Annotated in this window: 11 protein-coding genes; 7 read left to right on the top strand and 4 right to left on the bottom strand. The window is 47.0% G+C overall.

The window, feature by feature from the left end; all coding sequences use genetic code 11:
• Positions 1-103 precede the first annotated feature (103 nt).
• Positions 104-1,978: an NAD(P)H-quinone oxidoreductase subunit F gene (locus QUB51_RS05255; protein ID WP_333053457.1), complete on the bottom strand. Its 1,875-nt coding sequence runs from the start codon at positions 1,976-1,978 to the stop codon at positions 104-106.
• A gap of 623 nt (positions 1,979-2,601) precedes the next feature.
• Between QUB51_RS05255 and QUB51_RS05250 the strand changes: the two genes are divergently transcribed.
• The 7 genes from QUB51_RS05250 to QUB51_RS05220 all read left to right on the top strand — a co-directional run bounded on the left by QUB51_RS05250 (position 2,602) and on the right by QUB51_RS05220 (position 9,418).
• Complete coding sequence (locus QUB51_RS05250) at positions 2,602-2,913, top strand: carbon dioxide-concentrating mechanism protein CcmK (protein ID WP_006635059.1); 312 nt, start codon at positions 2,602-2,604, stop codon at positions 2,911-2,913.
• Between the two features lie 96 nt (positions 2,914-3,009).
• On the top strand, positions 3,010-3,351 hold the full coding sequence (locus QUB51_RS05245; protein WP_006635058.1) for a carbon dioxide-concentrating mechanism protein CcmK: 342 nt from the start codon (positions 3,010-3,012) through the stop codon (positions 3,349-3,351).
• A gap of 404 nt (positions 3,352-3,755) precedes the next feature.
• Entirely contained in the window at positions 3,756-4,061 is a 306-nt protein-coding gene (locus QUB51_RS05240; RefSeq protein ID WP_006635057.1) for a EutN/CcmL family microcompartment protein, read from the top strand.
• A gap of 118 nt (positions 4,062-4,179) precedes the next feature.
• A complete protein-coding gene (locus QUB51_RS05235; protein WP_333053458.1) occupies positions 4,180-5,817 on the top strand; it encodes a ribulose bisphosphate carboxylase small subunit in 1,638 nt (545 codons plus the stop codon).
• A gap of 289 nt (positions 5,818-6,106) precedes the next feature.
• Complete coding sequence (locus QUB51_RS05230) at positions 6,107-6,805, top strand: carbon dioxide concentrating mechanism protein (RefSeq protein ID WP_333053460.1); 699 nt, start codon at positions 6,107-6,109, stop codon at positions 6,803-6,805.
• A gap of 348 nt (positions 6,806-7,153) precedes the next feature.
• Positions 7,154-7,927 (top strand): BMC domain-containing protein, encoded by a 774-nt coding sequence (locus QUB51_RS05225; RefSeq protein WP_333053461.1) that lies wholly within the window; start codon positions 7,154-7,156, stop codon positions 7,925-7,927.
• 450 nt (positions 7,928-8,377) lie between these two features.
• Positions 8,378-9,418: a tetratricopeptide repeat protein gene (locus QUB51_RS05220; protein WP_333053462.1), complete on the top strand. Its 1,041-nt coding sequence runs from the start codon at positions 8,378-8,380 to the stop codon at positions 9,416-9,418.
• A 304-nt stretch (positions 9,419-9,722) separates the two neighbouring features.
• Here QUB51_RS05220 and QUB51_RS05215 read toward each other — a convergent pair whose 3' ends face one another.
• From QUB51_RS05215 to QUB51_RS05205, 3 genes are all read right to left on the bottom strand, one after another.
• Positions 9,723-10,910, bottom strand: a complete 1,188-nt coding sequence (locus QUB51_RS05215; RefSeq protein WP_333053463.1) for an aldo/keto reductase — start codon at positions 10,908-10,910, stop codon at positions 9,723-9,725.
• 58 nt (positions 10,911-10,968) lie between these two features.
• Positions 10,969-15,318 carry an amino acid adenylation domain-containing protein gene (locus QUB51_RS05210; RefSeq protein ID WP_333260256.1) on the bottom strand — a complete coding sequence of 1,450 codons (4,350 nt, stop codon included), beginning with the start codon at positions 15,316-15,318 and terminating at the stop codon, positions 10,969-10,971.
• A 191-nt stretch (positions 15,319-15,509) separates the two neighbouring features.
• Positions 15,510-21,245 (bottom strand): amino acid adenylation domain-containing protein, encoded by a 5,736-nt coding sequence (locus QUB51_RS05205; protein ID WP_333260259.1) that lies wholly within the window; start codon positions 21,243-21,245, stop codon positions 15,510-15,512.
• Positions 21,246-21,338 lie beyond the last annotated feature (93 nt).

Below are 21,338 nucleotides of genomic sequence, written 5' to 3'. Positions count from 1 at the left end.
AAACCCAGAATAAAATCATCTGCGTTCATCTGCGGTTTAAAATTAAATAACATCAGACAAAAAGCAGACAAACCCGAAAAATTCATCTGCCAACCTCTGCTGTTTAAAACTGCCAAATAATCAACCCCAGCAACACCGCAACCCCCCCCACAATAGTCAACACATAAAACTGCGACTGACCGGTGCCGCTGTACTTCAACCCTTCACCGCTGAAAATTGTGGCAAAACCGAACAAATTCACCGCCCCGTCCACCACATACCTATCAGTCCAAGCGCTGATTTTAGAAATAAAAGCCACAGCCCAAACGACAGTCAAGCGGTAAACTCGATCGATATAAAAATCGTAAGCAAACAAATCCTGCAACGCTGGCACCGGCAGCCGTACCGGTCGAGGTAAAACCCCGTACCAATAAATCGCCACCCCAACCGCAACGCCAATCAATCCAGATAACAACAACAGCGGTGTATCCAGCGTCTTCAACAGCAAATTTAAAGTATCAAAATCTCCCGTTTCCGCCCAAGGGCCAGTCCAACTAATTAACAGTTGCCACTGCTGCAACATCCAAGGAACCAACAGCCCCATCACTGTCAGAATTACCATCGGCAAAGCCATCGGCCAACCAACTTCTGGAGCTCTGCGAGTTTTCGGCTGCGGTTTTCCCACAAACACTAAACCGAATATGCGAGTTAAATTTAGCGCTGTCAAACCGTTAACTAAAAGCAGCACTATTACCAGCCACAAAGGCACCGTCCAAAAACCGTTGAGCCAGCGTCGCATCGCCCAAAAGTTGCCCAGAGGCAACAACGCTACCATCCCCGCAGCGCCTACTAAATAAGCCGTAGTCGTGGCAGGCATCTTTGACCACAACCCACCCATTTCTGTTAAATTTTGAGTGTTAGTTGTGGTAATAATTGACCCTACGCTCATGAATAATAGGCCTTTGGCGATCGAGTGCGCGAACAGCAACAGTAAAGCAATGTCAACTTGATTTAGCCCCACGGCGATAAACACCAAACCCAAAGAAGCGCTGGTAGAATGCGATAGTGCTCTTTTGAGGTCGATTTGGGCGATCGCCACCAAGGAAGCGCCAACAGCCGTCACCGCCCCCAAAACCACCAGCACCCCATCCGTCACGGGCGACAGCGCTAAAACAGGCTGAAGTTTAATCAAAACATAAGCCCCAGCGCCCACAACTACCGTATTCCGCATAATCGAAGCCGGGTTTGGCCCTTCCATCGCCTCGTCGAGCCACAAATGGAAGGGAAATTGAGCGCACTTGGCTGTAGGGGCGGAGATTAAAGCCAAACCTAAAAGAGTCGCCACTAGGGGAGACAAAGTTGCAGTTTCCGCCCATGTTTCTAAATCGGAAAAATTCAAACTTCCTGCTAAAGTTGAAAGCGTCACTACTCCCATCAGCAGTGGCACGTCTCCTACACGCTTGGTTAAAAACGCATCTCTAGCGGCTGTTACTACCAGCGGTTGAGCGTACCAAAACCCGACTAGCAAGTAAGTTGAAAGCGTCAGCATTTCCAATAAAGCGTAAGTTAGAAGCAGTGAGTCGCTAATAGCAATGCCGCTAATTGCTGCTTCAAAAAAACCGAGCAGCCCAAAAAATCGAGCTAGCGCCCAGTCTTTTTCCATGTAGCCTAGAGCGTAAATTTGTGCTAGCAAACTCAGAAGTGTAACTAACTCCATTGCTCCGACGCTGACCGTGGAGATTTCTATTGCAAAAGACAAATCTAAATCGGCTGCTTGCACCCAGTGCACGAGCAACTGTTGCGGCGGTTGATCCCAAGTCGCTGTAAAAATAACTGATCCGTGTATGAAAGCCACCACTGTCATCAGCAAATTGAAGTAAGCTGCTGGTCTTGGGCCTGTTCTGCGAATGGTGCCGGTAGACCACGGCAAAGTTAAAATTGCGCCTATTAAGCCATATAAAGGTACCCACCAACAGGCTTGGAGGAGAAATTGAGTCATTTAATTTATGCCTTAAACTTGAAATTACTGGCTGCTTTTATACAAAAACAGTAGCGGGCGATCGCGCGAGGCCCTAAAACTTTGACTAAACCCGATCGTATAGTTGTGGCAAAATAATTTGCAGTCCAGATTAACTATACATGAAAGCATCAAAACTGATAATTATCTCAACACTAATTTATAAGCTGAGCAGAGGAGGCACTCAAAGAAAAAAATGTCTGCCGATGGGCCAAGACTGCCTTTTTTGGCTATTTACCCGCGATCCCCATTTTGAACTCCCCTAATTTCCTGCCAGCGATCGGCTCCGGCTTCGCATACCGAACTCTACTTTATGAGTATTCTTACTTACTTTAATCCCCCCTCGCTCTCGGTATCTACCCCTCTAAATATTAAGATTATTAAATAAATATGAAATTATTTTAAGTAACATAAAAAATTTTAATTTTTGTTATTAAACATTATGATGTTAGTTTATATTGTCAAGGTGGACAGCTTCCCCTATTCTTATAGGATAGGAAGCTTTACACTGCCTTACTAAAAAATGTGGGCCTCCCCGTCCAAATTTTTAGATTTCTCAAAGATTTGTAACGGTAATTTCGCTCATCCTCAAAGGAGATTCAAAAATGTCAATTGCCGTGGGAATGATTGAGACAAAAGGTTTTCCCGCTGTGGTGGAAGCTGCCGATGCTATGGTCAAAGCTGCCCGCGTTACCCTCGTGGGGTATGAAAAAATCGGCAGCGCCCGCGTCACCGTAATTGTGCGCGGCAACGTGTCGGAAGTCCAAGCCTCAGTCGCAGCCGGAGTGGAATCCGTCAAGCGGGTCAACGGCGGAGAAGTCGTCTCTACCCACATCATCGCTCGCCCCCACGAAAACCTAGAATACGTTCTGCCGATTCGATATACAGAAGCAGTAGAACAGTTCCGAGGCTACTAAGTTCTTAGCGCACAAAAATTTCGTTAAAGGAAAATTTGTGCGATCGTCAAAAATTAACTGTTTAGTTCCCCAAATATTCAATCAGGAGTAAAACCAATGGCAATTGCAGTTGGCATGATCGAAACCCTAGGCTTCCCCGCAGTGGTAGAAGCCGCTGACGCGATGGTCAAAGCAGCCCGCGTCACCTTGGTAGGCTACGAAAAAATCGGTAGCGCTCGGGTTACGGTCATTGTAAGAGGAGATGTCTCGGAAGTGCAAGCTTCTGTCGCAGCCGGAGTAGAGTCAGTGAAGCGCGTTAACGGCGGACAAGTGATGTCCACCCACATTATCGCCCGCCCTCACGAAAACTTAGAGTACGTGCTGCCGATTCGCTACACCGAAGCTGTAGAACAGTTCCGTGAAGGCGTGAGTGGCATTCGCCCTCTCAACAGATCATAAGATAGGCGATTCCCTACGGGATAGCTTCGCTTCACGGCTGTTAGGGGCGTTTGGTAATTAAAAATTAAAAATCGCGATGTTTTTGATTTAGCATTTTTAATTTTTAATTGAGGTGGGCATGGGATATTGGTTATTAGTCATGAATCATGAGTCCGTCGATTTTAGATTTTAGATTTTAGATTTTAGATTGACTCTCGCATTGAATTGGGGAGCTTGAACTCTTAGTCTAAAATTTCGATCTCGTCCACTTAAGTGGGGAATTTTACCCGTTTCTGGCGAGTCATTAGTTACTAGACGAAAAACTCTAAAAGACGCAGAGCAGACAGAAGAAAGCAAATCTAAAAACGACAAGTGACTAAGTGAAAAAATGACAATTACCAATTACCTATTACCTATTACCTAAAATGCAAATGGCCAAAGTTCTCGGCACAGTTGTCAGTACCCAAAAAGAGCCGACACTGAGAGGATCGAAATTTCTACTGCTGCAATTCATCGATGAGGAAGGTTCGCCAGTTCCCGGCTATGAGGTAGCCGCTGACTGTGTGGGCGCTGGTATAGATGAATGGGTTTTAGTAACCCGAGGCAGCGCAGCCCGGATCGCGCCCGGAAGCGAAAACCGTCCGATCGATGCTCTAGTAGTAGGCATTATAGATACTGTCAATGTAGAAAACCGCCTCATTTACAGTAAAAAAGACGACCCGTACGGCTAGTTGCAACCGTTAGCAGTTAGCAGTTAGTGGAAAAATAACTAACAACTAACAACTAACAACTAACAACTAACAACTAACAACTAACAAAAAGATTTTTCAGCTTAGGAGAACTTAATTTATGGCAGTCCGCAACGTTGCGGCTCCCCCGACGCCTTGGTCGAAAAACTTGGCTGAGCCTAAAATTCACGATACCGCCTTCGTACATTCCTTTTCTAACATTATTGGGGATGTGCATATCGGTTCTAATGTGATGATTGCCCCCGGGACATCTATCCGCGCCGATGAAGGCACTCCTTTTTATATCGGACAAGGAAGCAACATTCAAGACGGAGTAGTGATTCACGGCCTAGAACAAGGCCGTGTCACAGGAGACGACGACAAATCCTATTCTGTGTGGGTGGGGAAAAATACTTCCCTCACCCACATGAGTTTAATTCACGGCCCGGCCTACGTGGGCGACAACTGCTTTATCGGCTTTCGCTCCACGGTGTTCAATGCCAGAGTGGGCAACGGCTGCATTGTCATGATGCACGTACTAATTAAAGATGTGGAGATTCCCCCCGGTAAGTACGTACCTTCGGGAGCCATCATCACTAATCAGAAGCAAGCCGATCGCTTGCCTGACGTTCAAGATTCTGACATTCAATTTGCGACCCATGTCATCGGCATCAATGACGCTCTGAGAACGGGTTATCGCTGCGCTGAGAACATCGCCTGTCTAGCACCAATTCGCAACGAGCAAACTAAAAACCCAAATATGACTCAAACCAAATATTCTACCCATGCCGGCACCCAATTGAGTTCAACTCTTGCCGATAGCATCCGTAATTTACTAGCTCAAGGATACAGCGTGGGAGCCGAACACGCCGACGCACGCCGCTTCCGTACCGGTTCTTGGCGTACTTGCGGCCCGATTTCCTCAACCCGTGACTCTGAAGTGATCGCGGCTTTGTCAGCTTGCATGGCCGAACACCAAGGAGAATACGTCCGCTTGATCGGGATTGACACCAAAGCCAAGCGCCGCGTACTAGAAGAAATCGTCCAAAGACCGGGAGACAACGGCTCTAACGGTTCTAACGGTGCGAAAACTCACCAATCTAACGGTAAAGTTGCACAACAAGCTTCATACCACAATAGCGGTTCCGTGTCAAGCGGAAAATTGAGTGCCGAAACAGTGACTCAGGTTCGGGGCTTGCTAGCTCAAGGCTACAAAATTGGCACGGAACACGCCGACGCGCGCCGCTTCCGCACCAGTTCTTGGCAAAGCGGGGCTTCGCTGCAAGTCAGAAACGAATCTGAGGCGATCGCCGCTTTGGAAGCTGTGATGAACGAGTACCCCGGTGAGTACGTGCGCTTGATCGGGATTGACCCGAAAGCTAAGCGACGCGTGGTTGAAGAAATTATTCAGCGTCCCGACGGCCCAGTTGCTCAATCGGCTAAGCCTGCAGCAACATCGGGATACAAAGCAGCTTCGACTGGTTCGGCCAGCAGCGGCAGTTTGACCGGCAAGACGATCGACCAAATCCGCAACCTGCTTTCCCAAGGCTACAAAATTGGCACGGAACACGCCGACGCGCGCCGTTTCCGCACCGGTTCTTGGAGCAGTTGCGCCCCGATCGCATCCAACCGCGAATCCGAAGTGATTTCTGCCCTCGAAAGCTGTCTCAAAGAACACAGCGGCGAGTACGTCCGCTTGCTGGGCATCGACTCCAAGGCGAAGCGCCGGGTACTCGAAGAAATTATCCAGCGTCCTTAATTTGCTAGGTAATTAGCTTGTTTCTCCCGTTAAGCCCTCGCGTTGGGGCCAACGGGAGAAACCCCAGCGGATTTAAGTTGGATTTGAGATAGTTAAAAAGCTCGAATGAGAAATGTTGGTCAAAATCTAGAATCTTCGGAAAGTTTCTATAAAACGTTAAATCATCAAGCTTCTCAGTATTAGTAAATTATCGTTTCTTAGATTGACATGGTTAAATTTATCAGTCGAGAAAACCCATAATTTAAAGTCGTTTTATCGAAAAAAATAGCTCCTTTCATGGTGAAGTCGAATGTATTTATCGCCACTGCAATTAAGTAGCAACTCTCAGATTTTGATGAGTGGCGATGTAGTTGTGAATGAGGGTGCGGCGATCGCCCCTGGAGCAATCCTGCAAGCAGAGCCCGGAAGCCGGATCTCGATCGCCGCCGGTGCCTGTATCGGTATGGGAGTTATCCTTCACGCCCGTGAAGGTACTCTGGAAATCGCGGCGGGCGTAATTCTGGGTGCAGGGGTGCTGGTGGTAGGTGCGGGAACGATCGGGGAAAATGCCTGTATTGGCGCCGCGACGACCCTAATCAATCCTTGTATCGACAAAATGCAAATTATGCCAGCAGGTTCTCTAATGGGAGATACCAGCCGCCAAGTCGCCGCAGAAGCAACAGCAGCAGCGCCAACAGCAGCGCCAACAGCAGCGCCAACAGCACCAGAACCCCCCGAAGCCACTACGCCACCAGTCGATCGACCGATCGAGCCTTTCGAGCCGATCGAGCCGCCACAACCCGCCCAAACACCGCCTCAAACTGCGCCGGAGACTGCCCCAGAGCCACCGGAACCCACCACCGCAGAGCCGCCCCAACCAGGGGAAACGCCAACTATTCTATATGGCCAAGCTCACATCAATCGGCTGTTGGGGACGCTGTTTCCGCACCGGCAAGCTTTTAATCGATCGGAGGAAAACGGCCAAACTCTATCGGGCGGTTCCGGGTAGCCGTCAATCGATTGCGCGATTTTCGATTTTAGATTTGAGATTGAAGCATTGACTTGCGCGAGATAAATTCGGGGTTCCTTTATGGGATACAGGTTTTTTATTTCTGGACGGATGAATCACGTGGCGGGTATCCTCGATGCTTTCGGTCATTTCGGCAAAAGCCAGCTATGCTAAAGGCAGAAAGATCAAATATAAATAGGTAATCTCATATTATTGGTAGCTCAGCAATTTGTCAGACCTTGCAGCAGCAATCAGTGTCTTGTAGCTCGTGCAGTCTGTCTTCTCATCTGAGAAACTATAAACTATCAACAAATTTTTATTTTGGGAAGTTTCTAAGGGTAATAGAAGATGGACGGACAAACAGATCGTAACAGTCACCAAGAGCGATCGCAGCGCCAGGAATACTTCAAAGACACTGCTTTGGGTTTGGTATCGACCAAGAGTTTTCCGGCAATTGTCGGGACTGCTGACATGATGCTCAAGTCGGCAGGAGTGATTTTAGTAGGATACGAAAAAATTGGTTCCGGTCACTGTACCGCGATCGTCCGGGGCAGAATTTCGGATGTGCGTTTGGCTGTGGAAGCTGGAGCTCAAACTGCCGAACAGTTCGGGCAGTTTGTTTCTAAGTTAGTGATTCCTAGACCTTTGGCTAATTTGGAAGTGGTTTTGCCGATCGGCTTTCGGCTGACTGAACTTTCGGAAAAAGGCAGTTATTCTCGGCTTAGCAATCAGGCGATCGGTTTGCTCGAAACCCGCGGATTTCCGGCAATGGTCGGTGCTTGCGATGCTATGCTCAAATCTGCAGACGTACACTTGGCAGCTTACGAGAAAATAGGCGCCGGCTTGTGTACGGCAATTATTCGCGGTGCAGTTGCAGATGTAGCAGTAGCCGTAGAAGCCGGGATGTACGAAGCTGAGCGAATTGGCGAGTTGAACGCGGTGATGGTAATTCCGAGGCCTTTGGAAGATTTGGAACAAACTTTACCGCTGGCGAGTTGCTGGATCGAGCAGCGTAAACCTGTGATGATGCCCATGTCGGTTAAGGAAAAGGAACAAGAATTGATCGAACTTCCAGATTTGGAGAAATTGAGAGTTTATGTGGAAGAGGAAATCAATCGGTAATTGGTAATTAGGCAACAAAAGTTTGTAGAGACGTACTGTCGCAAATACTGAGACGAAATTTGTCAAAAAAATAGAGAGTTTACTCGGTAGGACTGCTGGCAACAATTTATACTGAGTAGCGGTCTCAAACTTAATTTGCCGATCTAGCCGATCGTCGCTGCATCAAGAGACACCGAGCACCAAGTAAAACTAGACTTTTGAGAGCAAGTCGATCGAGTAAACAATCGAACTGACTAATAAGTAAATCCAGCCGACGTGCAAAGCCTTTCCACATGATTTAACTACTGTTAAAATAAACCAAAAATCCTGTTTACGGTAGATTGCCCGGAATCATTCAAGAGTTACTCTGACCGCAGGTGGATGCTCTTTCAACAGATTAACGGCTGTCGAACTCAAAACTGACAGCACAGGAATCAACCCCCAGAATCAAGCACTCCTGAAAGTTGACCTATGAACCTCAAACAATTTTACAAGCGCGGTTTGCACAGCGCCAAGAAAGGAAACTATGAAGCGGCGATCGACGATTTCGATCGCATACTGCAACTCAATCCCGCCGATGCCAAAGCCTATAACAATCGCGGCTTGGTGTATTATTACATGAAAGACTACCAAAAAGCGATCGCAGACCTCAGCCAAGCCCTAGATATCAATCCTAATTTCTTCGAGGCTTACCTGAATCGAGGCAATGCTTGGCGTCATCTCGGAGAACACGACAAAGCCATTGAAGATTTAAACTGTGCTTTAGCAAATAAGCCTAACAGCCACGCTATCTACAACAACCGGGGACTGGTACTTGCTAATTTAGGAAACTACGAAGAAGCAATAGAAGACTACAATCGAGCTCTCTCTATCAATTCCAACAATTATAAAACCTATTACAACCGGGGGCGCGCTTACTACCTTTTGGGAGAAAAAGAGGCAGCAACGGAAAACTTTAACGAAACGCTGCGGTTGAATCCTAAATATATCAAAGCTTACATAAATCGAGGTCTCTGTTACCACCAACTAGGAGACAATACGCAGGCGATGGCCGATTACAACATTGCACTCGCCATCGATCCACAAAATGTTTATGCCTATTATAACAGAGGTTGCGTTCGCTATAAATTAAAACAAATGCAGCTTGCAATTGAAGACTTTGACCAAGCAGTAGAACTCGATCCGAACTATGTTAAAGCTTATCTCAACCGGGGTTTAGCGCTGTATAAACTTGGAGATGTTGCGGCAGCAAATAAGGATTTTTACCACGTAATGTGCATTAATGCTGAAGCTTATGTATACTACCAAGCCCAGCGGTGCACGCCTGATATTAATTCATACTTCAAGGAAGCGCCGCAGGTGGAACTTAATAATGCTGCGGAATACTACAACACAACATTAAATACGATGTCAACTTCCTTAAGTTCTGCAGCATTAAACGCGGTCTGGAATCAAGAAGATTTGGAGAACAGAGACTCGATTATCTGTGAAGGTGAATTTATTAATGATTGATTTATTCAGTAATCAGGGAGCTTGCGTACTTAGTCGGCTAAAATGTTACAATAATATCTCATTTTAGCACACGATCGGGAGCATCTCATATTTGTAAAAACACTTCTTCTGGCTCCTTCCTTCTTCCTCTTCCCTCTTCCCTCCTGCCTCCTGCCTCCTGCCTCAAAACTCCAATTTCTAGCGGAGGCCTGCTTTCATTGAGATGCTCCCACACTAAGTATGGAAGAACCATAAACATTAACTGAAACTATTCCATAATGCCATTGAAGATTTTAAGTTCAGCCGTTCTCCGGCAAGGGCAACTTCAATTTCCGTTTAACACTTGAACAATTGAATCAGTAAGTTCCTGAAACCTTGCTCTCCCAAGCCGCCCGACAGCAGCAAGGGCTAGGTTCTCTTCTATATGTTTTGGCGCTTTCATCCCTACAAGGGCACTCAGGAGGCCAGGGGCGCTGCGGGTATATTGGAGCGCCCGCTGGCAGTCTGTCCGCAAGCTTTCGCCAAAGGCAGAAGCAATCTTTTCTGGGATCTGACCGATAACCTGCGCTTCACAGATCGACCTACTGGCGATCGCCCAAATGCCTAAGCGATCGGCAGCTTCCAATACTGAGACTTGTTCTCCTTTGATTGTTTGAGTTGGGCTTAGCACAGCTTCCGGCATCCCCATATTCAAAGGAAGCTGGATAAACCGAAACCCATCCTCTTTGTTCCCAGCTACTTCGCGAGCAATGGACTTCGCACGCGCCAGATCGATATGGTACTTTTCAGTTGGAGGTACGCGAAAAGCATTCCAAGTTGCCACACCGTAATTAGCAATTTTTCCAGCTAAAACCGCACCTTCAAGTACCTCAAAAACCTCTCGCAACCGATTGTAAAAAATATCGGGTTCAACTTGAGAAAGTAGCTTTTCTGGATTGTGAAGATAGTAGACATCGATTGTCTCAATGCCGAGGTTGGCGAGGCTCCAATTAAGCTGATCTTGAATGTATTCTGGGTGGATGCAGTAACGCTCCTGGGCCAAATCTGCCATGCTGATAGTAGAGTTGTTTGGCTCGACGTACTGCTGATAAAACCACTCTACATGGTTGGGAGTTGGATGGGGAACAACGCCGCCTTTCGTACAGATAATTAGTTCATCCCTTGAGGCTTCTCCCGATTCCAGGAGACGGCGGATAGCCTTTCCTACGCTCCGCTCTCCGTACTGGTAGCGGTAGTTAATTGCTGAGTCAATTAGGTTGGCACCCCGCCGAACCGATTCCACTACAGCTTCCGCCACCAGAGTGTCAGTATACTCATCTGGTTCCCCAAGGTAAGTGCCAATTCCAATCGAGCTGGCCACAAGCGAACCAGTTTCTCGGAAGTGATCGGCTGCACAGTTTTTGTTGTGCCGTTCCCTGTAACGCCGCGTTCCTTCTGCGGTAGCTCTGCCTGCGATCGCGATCGCATTATTATTTCCTAAGCTAACATTCATTAAGTTTAAGCCCTCCTTCATTGAAAATTTTCCTCAAAGTGACCAAGGTAGAAACGCGATCGCTCGCGCCTCTACATTTTTAGACCAGATGTTTGGGAGCCTCTATTAACTGGCGATCGACAAGATAGGAAAAATAAGTCCGAAACAAACTCGCATCCGCTTGCGGGCAGATAATGTCCGTTCCAGAAAGTCCCTTCAACGCATTCTGGCAATCAAATTGCAGCGTCGCAGATTTAGCCATGTCTGCATCAGAAACTTTTTCGGAAAAAAGACCGACAAGCGGGTACAAAGCATGAGCGGGAGAATTTCCAGCGCGATTGATTATTTCTGCTTGCCAAGTCTCAGACGAAACTCGTTTGATTGGATAACCCATTGAGCAAATCCAGCCCAGCAATTCGCTCATTTGAAAGGACTGAGTGTTGACTAAATGAAACGTCTTTCCGAGCAATTCTTTTTGGCTCGAAAGATGAACGATCGCTCCGCTCACATAGTCAACAGGCGCTACATTCATCAGCTTATCGTCATCGGGTGCACATCCAAGTTGCACGCAACCAGCGATTAACCTGTACAGTAAATCACTGGGATTGCAGGCCCCTGTTTGGCTGTCCCCAGAAATGCGACCTGGCCTGTAAATGGTAACAGGAATGCCGCGATCGCGCGCGACCTCTACTAACTTTTCTGCCACCCACTTAGTCTGAGTGTAAGCGCCTTTGAGACCCTCTCCCGGAGTGAGTTCGTCCTCCTCTCGCACGTGCTTAATCCCAGATTCTCCCTTTGCCGAAAAAACGGAAATAGTAGAAATTAAATGGACTGGTTTTAGCTTACTTTGACTCGCCAATCTCAGAACTTCCTGCGTCCCCAAAACGTTAGCCGGTTTGAGAACAGAGTAGGGATAAGTAAACTTGACAAACGCGCCATTGTGGTAAATGACATCAATTTTACTGGCTAAAACTCCGAACTGCTCCTCGGAAAGCCCCAAAAGTGATTGAGACAGATCTCCAGCAATTGGGATAATGCGATCGCTGCTGCTTTCATCCCAAATTAAATAGGATTCGAGGCTGCTTTGAATCCGCTTTTTAGCTGATTCTGCATCGGCAGAACGGACTAGGCAATAAATTTCTGCTTGAGTTTGTTGCAAGAGATCGCGGAGTAAAAAGGCTCCCAAAAAGCCCGTCGCCCCTGTTAAGAGAATGCAAGCTGGTTCAGTTTTTGGCTCGCTCAATGGAGTTGCAGGGCGAATTGCCGGATCTAAAACAACTTCAGCATTAATATCGAAACTTGCAGTGCGATCGCCCGCTGTGTTGCCCCCTTGCTGCATTTCGATTTTTTCAGCTAAACCAGCTACAGTAGGAGCTTCAAACAAAACGCGCAAAGGCAATTCCACCTGAAAACATTCTCGCACTTTGGCTAACAACTGAGTAATCAGTAATGAGTGTCCCCCCAAGTCAAAGAAATTGTCGTGAATTCCTACCTGTTTAAGGTTGAGAAGCTGGCTCCAAATTTCGGCAAGAATCTCCTCAGCGGGAGTGCGAGGGCCTACAAACGTATCTGTAAAATTGGCTGCTACGGACGGTGCAGGAAGCGCTTGACGGTCTATTTTGCCATTGGGAGTCAGTGGCAGCGCTTTCAGAACCACAAAAGCAGAAGGTATCATGTATTCGGGCAGTTGTTCTTTGAGGAATGAACGCAGGCTTTCAATTAGTTGTGAGTCCTGAATGCTGGGTTTTGAGTGAGAAACAATATAGGCGACTAAACGCTGATTTCCCGGTTCATTTTCTTGAAGTAAAACGGCTGCCTCGCGTACAGAGGGATGATGAGACAGCCCCGCCTCAATTTCTCCTAATTCAATGCGGAAACCTCGCAGCTTTACTTGGCGATCGACGCGATCGATAAATTCTATATTTCCGTCTGGCAAATAGCGAGCTAAGTCGCCAGTTTTGTAAAGTCGAGTTTCCGGTTCCTGATTCAATGACTTGCAAATAAATTTTTCTGCGGTGAGTTCTGGTTGGTTTAGATAGCCGCGAGCCAATCCCGCACCAGCAATATATAATTCACCGGCTACCCCTACAGGAACCGGCTGCAAGTGCGAATCGAGCAAATAAATCTGCGTGTTGGGTAGTGGGCGACCTAAAGGAACTGTCTGGGAAATGCGATCGCCTTGCATTTTTACCTGATAAGTCAGCACGCCTACAGTTGTTTCTGTCGGCCCGTAATGGTTGAAGATCGAGCAGTCTGGATTGTATTTCTGAATTGTTTCAATTAAATTCCACATCAAAGGCTCACCGCCGAGAATTAATCGCTTTTTCGGTAAGATTTGCGCGGGGTTAGAAGCGCTCAACAAAGCTTTTAAGTGAGAGGGAACAATTTTCAAACAATCGATAGAATGTTGCTGAAAATAAGCCGCAATTGCTTGAGGATCTGTTGCGCGTTCTTGAGAGATAATGTGCAGGCATCCACCCGAACACAAAGCGGGAAAAATAACAGTGTGTCCTAAGTCTGCTGCGAAGGTGGAAACGGTGGCATAATTTGCACCTGATGGCAGGTTTAATCTTTCTTGAATGCCGTGCAGGTAATTGAGCAGTTGGCGGTGTTCAATAGCGACTCCTTTGGGTGTGCCGGTGGAACCGGAGGTATAGATAATGTAAGCTAAATTTTCACCAGAAGCAGAGACGAAAGTAGTAGGAGAAAAAGAGAGAATGTCTGTATCTAAGCAGACGATCTGTGCCTGAGTTTCCGGCAAATTTGTGATTAGATGCTGTTGCGTTAACAGCACTGGAGTCTGAGCGTTTTGCAACATCAATGCTAGGCGCTCTTTGGGCATGGCTGAATCGAGCGGTAGGTAGGCGCCACCTGCTTTGAGGATGCCTAGAATTCCAGCGATAGCCTCTAAAGAGCGATCGACGCAAATGCCGACAATCACCTCTGGCTTGACACCTAATTGTTGCAAGTAATGGGCAATTTGGTTAGCGCGGGCGTTGAGTTCGCTGTAGGTAATTTGCTGATTTTCACAAACAGCAGCTATACTGTTGGGCGATCGCTCTGCTTGTTCTTCAAAAAGCTGGTGCACGCACTTATTGAGCTGGTAATCTGCTTTGGTGCTGTTGAATTCTAGTAATAATTGATTTCGGGCGCGATCGCTCAGCATTTCGAGCTTGCCGATTGCGGTTTGTGGGTTGCTGGCTACACTTTGCACTAAGGCGTAAAATTGCTCTGCCAAGCACCGGATACTCTTGTCTGCAAGGAAGATAGGATCGTAGTGAAACTCAGCCGCGAGCGAGTCATTTTGGCGGTGGCAAGAGAGTTTAACTTTGAAGCGATCGCCGCACGCATACTGCTTGTAAATCGAAAAAAATACGCCACTAGCCGAATGCTTTTCGAGTTGTTCCTCAAACTCGAAACCAAATGGAAAGCCGGAAGAATTACCTAGATATTCGTGGGAAAAATATTCTTGATACTTGTATGCCTCGCGTTCTTCCTGCTGAATTTGCTGCAAGGTTTCCGCGAAGGAAAAGTTTTCTGTTAGTTGGCTCGACAGCGGTAAAAATTTGGCAAACAGCCCAAGCGCTGGCTCTAGTTCTTCGTATTTTCGACCGTCGAATGCCACGCCAACAGTGAGCTCTGATTGGCCAATCAGTCGCCAGAGCAAAATTTTCCAGCAAGCGAGCAAGAATGTAGAAAGTGAGGTGTTGTACTGGCGGGCGATATCTTCCACTTGAACCAGCAAAGCTGACTCTAATTTGACCTCAAAAGCTTGGGGAGTAAATTGAGATGGCGCGTTAATTAATCTATTTTCAAACGGCAACCTTAAACTCGCTAGCGCCGATAAATCTTGTCTAGTCCAGTATTCTTTGCCCTCCGCCGCTTCCTCATCTTCGAGCAATTCATTTTGCCATTCGGAAAATTGAATGTATTGCACAACTTCATCGGTAATTTCTTCGCCGTGAAGGCAGGCGGCATAGCACTGGCTGATTTCTTGAACCAGATTTTTTAGTGTGCGACTATCGGCGCACAGTGCGGGCAAACTAACCAGTAAAATGTGCCTTTCAGATGAAAGTGTAATTAAAGACAAGTGCCAAACAGGATTGCGATCGAATTTGAAGAAAGCGCTCTTTTCTTGCTGAAAAATCTCTTCTATTTTGGCTTCTTGCTCCTGGGGATTTACTTCACTCAAGTTAACCCAGTTCCACGAAACAGAGCTATGTTCGGAGATAACTTGTATAGGAATTTTTAGCCCTGCCTTTCCCTGAAAGCTTGTGCGGATAATTTCGTGGCGATCGCTAACTTTTTCTAAAGCTTTCTTGAGGTTATCAGTTTGAAGACTTCCCTCGATCGAAATAGCGGATTGAATGCGGTAAGCAGGGCTGTCTTGCTGCAAAAGCCACAGATATTTTTGCTGGGGTGAAAGGCGAAATCCATTAATTGTTTGCATTGTTCCTCTTTATCAAAGCACTACTTTATTCTCGTTACATTTGCCTGGAAGAGATGATATTATGCCCGATCGATTGACCATAATATCCCGGCCGGGCGGGTTTTTGAGATTGTCAATTATTGGCAGATATTGTTGGTGAACCCGCCCCTACAGGAATCAGGCTAATCGACCGGACATGATATGAGAGGGAATTAAATTCCTGATTCAGGAATCATTTCGCCCATCGCTACAACAATTTTTCGCGAACCGATAAATGGATTGCGACTGTGAGCGGCAAGCATATTATCTAGCATTAAGATGTCTCCTGCTTGCCAGGGAAAACTAACAGCAGCTTGCGCGTACACTGCCTGAATTTCTTCCATTACTGAGTCTTCAATAGGAGTGCCGTCACCGTAATAAACATTGCGGGGGAGGTTCTCTTCTCCAAAAACAGAGAGCAAGGAAGCGCGGGTTGCCGCATCTAAGCAGGAAATGTGGTGCAAGGGAAGTTGATTGAAAAATACCATTTCTTTGGTTTTTGGGTGCTTGGCAATTGCAGGGCGAATTTTGCGAGTTCTCAAATTATTTCCTGCTTTCCACTCAAATTCCATCCCAGCTTGTCGGCAGTATTCCTCAACCACAGATTTGTCTTCTGTTTGGAAAAAATCTTTCCAGCTTACATCCAGTCCGTCTGTGTAGTTACGGACGTACATAATTTGCTTTTGGGCAAATTTTTCTCTGAGTTTCGGGTCTAGCAACTGGTAAATTTTACGGCAGTCAACAATCGGCGTTTCTCCGCCTTGTTGCGCTGGCTGAACGCAGAAAAACCAGATTTTCATCGGCCAGCGGTGCAGGTGCGAACTCTCGCTGTGAAATAAGATAGCTTTATCTGCTGGGTAAGGAGTTGAACCGTAAACTTTTCCGCTAACTCCTTCGCGTGGCAAATCCCCGTACTCCCCAAATAATTCCGAACAAATTGAGAGTGCAAACTGCTCGAATGCGGAAACCACAGGGCCGGTGAACCCTCGAAAAAGAATCCCTCCATGCTGTAGCAATTTTGCTTCTATAAATTCGCGGTTATTTTTCGCCCAGTCTGCGAGATCGACATCGGCTACTGCGGGTTTTGCCACTAAAGGAAAGAGTTCGTCGGGGTGCAGGTACTCGGTTTTTATCAATTCGCCTTGCGGCAAAGCCACTGGCTTCGGCTTGACGCTTTTGAACTTACTAAAATTGCTTTTTTCACGCTTTAATTCTTGCATGGCTTGTTTCTGCTTCTGGGCTTCTGTGAGTATTTCTAAAGTGTTCAAACGACTGTCAGGCTGCGCCACAATGCTGCCGAGGAGGGTTTCAAAGCGATTTGACATTTGAGCGATCGTCTCTCTGTCAAATAGGTCGGAATTATACTTCCAACTGCCGACAATTCCTGTCTTTGTTTCCGACACAAATAGCGCCAAATCAAATTTAGCCGTGCCGCTATCAATTTCAACCGGGATTAAAGTTAAACCCGCCATTTCTAAATTCGGCATAGGCGCATTTTGCATGACGAATAAAACTTGAAAGAGCGGTGTTTGACTCAGGGTGCGATCGGGACGCAGTTCTTCTACCAGTTTGTCGAAGGGCAAATCTTGGTGAGTGTAAGCTTTTAATGTCACTTCGCGCACGCGATCGAGCAATTGACGAAATGTAGGATTGCCGCGCATATCGGTTCGCAAGACGAGGATATTGACAAAGAAACCAATTAAAGCTTCTGTCTCAACTTGTGTGCGGTTTGCCAGGTCAGTACCGACGACAATATCTTCTTGATTTGTGTAGCGATAAAGCAGCGTTTGAAGTGCTGCCAACAACGTCATAAATAAGGTGACATTTTGTTGCCGACTAAGTGCGTTTAGCGCTTCTGAAACTTGCCAATCAAGCTGGAATTCTTGAATCTCAGCTCGATCGCTAGAAACAGCAGAACGCGGTTGTTTTGCTGGCAATTGCAGCGGGGGCAAATTTTGACCCAACTGCTGCTTCCAGTCAGCGAGTTTTGCTTCCAAAACTTCGCCTTGCAGCCAGTTTATTTGCCAAACAGCATAGTCTGCGTACTGTACAGAAAGTTCGGGTAGGGGAGAAGGTTTGCCACTGCAGAAAGCTTCATAAAGCGCCGCCACTTCCCGCACCAGTACCCCCATCGACCAGCCATCGGCTACGATGTGGTGTACTGTCACTAACAGCAGGTATTCTGTCTCGTCAAGATGTAACAATGTGACGCGCAGTAACGGCCATTTTGTGAGGTCAAAAGGCTGTCGCGCTTCTTCAGCGGCGAGTCGCATTGCCTCGGCTTCTCGTTCAGCTTGCGATAACTCTCTTAAGTTTACGATCGGCAATGTGAATTTAAAAGATGAAATAATAACCTGAGCGGGTCGTCCTTCCACGGAATTAAAAGTTGTCCGCAATGCTTCGTGTCGCTTGATAATCTCCTGAAAAGTTTGCTCTAGAACCGCTACATTGAGCGCCCCCTTCAAGCGCACGGCTGCTGGGATATTATAGGCAGGATTTCCCGGCTGCAATTGGTCGAGAAACCACAGTCGTTGTTGTGCAAAAGAAAGGGGTAATTCTTCCTGCCTTGACGCAGGCTTGATGGGGGGTGCTTTCAGTTTTTGATCGGCGCGATATTGCAAGAGGCTTTCGGTGACTGTTGCGACGGTAGGCGATTCAAAAAGAGAGCGCAAGGGTACTTCAATTTGAAAAGCTTCTCGCAGGCGAGAAATCGCCTGAGTAGCCAGCAATGAATGACCTCCCAATTCAAAGAAGTTATCGTGAATTCCCACTCGCTCTAAACCGAGAACTTCCGCCCAAATTTCTGCTATTAATTGCTCGTCGGGAGTTCGAGGCTCGGTAAAATTGCTCTCTAATTCGGCTGTGTTTGTGTCAGGTGCTCTTAGCGATCGCCGATCGATCTTTCCGTTAGGCGTTAAAGGCATTGCTTCCAGCAGCACAAACGCTGACGGCATCATGTACTGCGGCAGTTTTTGTTTCAGGTAAGAGCGCAAATCATTAATAAGTTCTGAGTCTTGAGTTTTGAGTGCTGAGTTAGCAACGATATAAGCTACTAAACGCTGGTCGCCCGGATTGTCTTCTCGAACCAGTGCGATCGCTTCTCGCACGGCTGGGTATTGGCTGAGTACCGCTTCAATTTCGCCTAATTCGATGCGAAATCCGCGAACTTTCACCTGGTTGTCGCTGCGCCCCATAAATTCAATGTTTCCATCTGGGAGATAGCGAGCCAAGTCCCCGGTTTTATAGAGGCGTTCTGAAAGAATAAACGATGAAGAATTAAGGATGAATGAAGCATGAGTTGGGTCTTCTGCAAAGGGGTTAGGAATAAACTTCTCTGCGGTCAGTTCCGGTCGGTTTAGGTAGCCTCTAGATAAGCCGGCACCGCCGATGTGCAGTTCGCCAAAAACGCCAACGGGAACCGGCATTAAATAGCGGTCTAATATGAAAATTTGAGTGTTAGCGATCGGGCGACCGATGGAAACTGATTCATCTTTGCGATCGACCTGATAGAGAGTTGACCAGATCGTGGTTTCTGTAGGGCCGTATAAATTCCACACAGAAGCGCCGCGCAAAAGCAACTGATTGGCGAGATGTCGGGGTAAAGCTTCTCCCCCGCACAGTATTTTTAATTGATTGTTTCCCTGCCATCCTGCTGCTAAAAGCATTTTCCAACTGGCTGGAGTAGCTTGCATAATGCTTGCGCCAGAATTTGTTAATGTTTCTAAAAGCTTTTCGCCGTTAGATGCCACTTCTCGGCTGGCTACAACAACGCGAGAACCTGTTGTAATAGGCAGGAAGAGTTCCAGCGCTGCAATGTCAAAAGATAAGGATGTTACTGCTAACCAAACATCTCGGTCTGCGATCGCGAGTTGTTGGCGCATAGAACTCAAGAAGTTAACGGCAGAGGCGTGGGAAATTTGCACTCCTTTGGGTTTACCTGTTGAGCCTGAAGTATAGATGACATAGGCTAAATTGGAGGAATTTTGTAAACCCACGAGTGGCTCGTCGCCGCTCGATATGCCTTCCAAATCTGCGTCCAGAAACACGAGGGAGGCGCTATTTTTGGGCAGGGTTTCTAATAGCTTTTTCTGAGTGAGTAACACTGAAATTTTCGCGTCTTCCAGCATGAATCCCAGGCGCTCTGGTGGATACGCTGGATCGAGGGGAACGTAAGCGCCACCAGCCTTGAGAATGCCGAGAAGCCCTACCATCATTTCTAGGGAGCGATCGACATAAATTCCCACCAAAACTTCTGGTTTGACACCGATTTTTTGCAAGTAACTGGCGAGGTTATTTGCTTTTTCGTTCAGTTCCCGGTAAGTCAGATGTTCATTTTCAAAGACGACTGCGATCGCATCCGGCGTCCGCTCTGTCTGCGCTTCAAATAGTTCATGTATGCACTTATCTTGCGGAAAATTCGATTGAGTATTGTTCCACTCGAACAGCAGTTGCTGCTGTTCAGGTTGCGTTAAGATTGGCAAATTTGAAAGGCGCTGTTCGGGATTAGCAGCTATACTTTCTAGTAAGGTTATAAAATGTCCGGCTATCCGCCGTGCAGTGCTAGCGTCAAACAAATCTTGGCTATACTCAAGCGTTCCATTAATACCCTCTAATCCTTCCTCAAGGTCAAGCGCTAAATCAAATCTCGCCGTTTTCCGTTCTATTTCCAAACTGCTCAACGTCAATCCTGGCAATTTTATCTGCGGCGTCCGAACATTTCGCAAAGAAAACAATACCTGAAATAGCGGATTATGACTTAAATCTCGTTCGTGGTGTATAATTTCTACCAGTTTCTCGAAGGGCAAATCCTGGTGGTTATATGCGCCGAGAGCTACTTCTCGCACGCGGCCCAGTAAGTCTTTAAAAGTCGGGTTGCTCGACAGATTGGTGCGGAAAACTAAGGTGTTAGCAAATAAGCCAATTACTTCCTCGATTTCGCGTCTATTACGGTTAGCAATGGGGGAGCCGACTAAAATATCTTCTTGCCCGGTGTAGCGATAGATCAATGTTTTAAACGCTGCCAGTAGCGTCATAAATAAAGTCGCTTTTTCCCGCTGGCTTAATAGAGTCATTTCCTCTGCGATCGCCTTGGGAATGGTGAATTTATGCACCGCACCTCGGAAGGTTTGTACTGCCGATCGCGGGCGATCGGTTGGCAAATTTAGTACCGGGAGATTGCCTCCGAGCTGTTTTTTCCAGTAAGCAACCTGCGTCTCTAAAACTTCTCCCTGCAACCACTGGCGCTGCCAACTTGCAAAGTCTGCGTACTGTACCGACAGTTCGGGAAGGGGAGAAGGTTTGCCAGTGCAAAAGGCTTGATAAAACGTGGCGAGTTCCTGGATGAATATTCCCATTGACCAGGCATCGAAAATGATGTGGTGCGTACTCAATAGCAGCACCCAGTTGGAATCGCTCAAGTGCAGCAATTTGGCACGCAATAAGGGTGCTTGTGAGAGATCGAAAGCAAGCTTTGCTTCTGCGGCGATTAACCGTTCAACTTCGCGCGATCGTTCAGTTTCAGGAAGCGATCGCAAATCTATTTCTAAAATTTGCAATTCCAGATTGGAAGCGATCGCCTGAACGGGTTGGCCGTTTATTGTCTTAAAAGCCGTTCGCAAAACTTCATGACGCTTGACAAGTTCGTTGAGACTGCGATCGAGAGATGTCGCGTCAAGTGTTCCCGTCAAACGCACGGCGGCGAGGATGTGATAGGTAAAGTTGCCGGGATTTAGTTGCTCAAAAAACCACAATCGCTGTTGAGCAAACGACAGAGGAAAAGTGTTAGACTCTCGACTTTGAGGCAGAATTTTTTCTAGCGAAACGCTTTCTTTTTTCTGGTTGAGTCGCTGCAACAGCAACTCGCGCTTTTGGGGAGAAAGAGCCGCGATGCGTTCGATTAAATCACTCATTTTCTGACAAGCGAATTTCAAAGGTGGTACAATGCCCCGGATTTATGCGTGGAATCAATCCCAAATCTCAAATCTCAAATCCTCAAGCCCCCG

Source organism: Microcoleus sp. AT8-A3, from assembly GCF_036705675.1.
Taxonomy (GTDB): Bacteria; Cyanobacteriota; Cyanobacteriia; order Cyanobacteriales; family Microcoleaceae; genus Microcoleus.
Note: the sequence above shows the minus strand (reverse complement) of the source record. Positions and strands in the feature narration are given on the sequence as shown.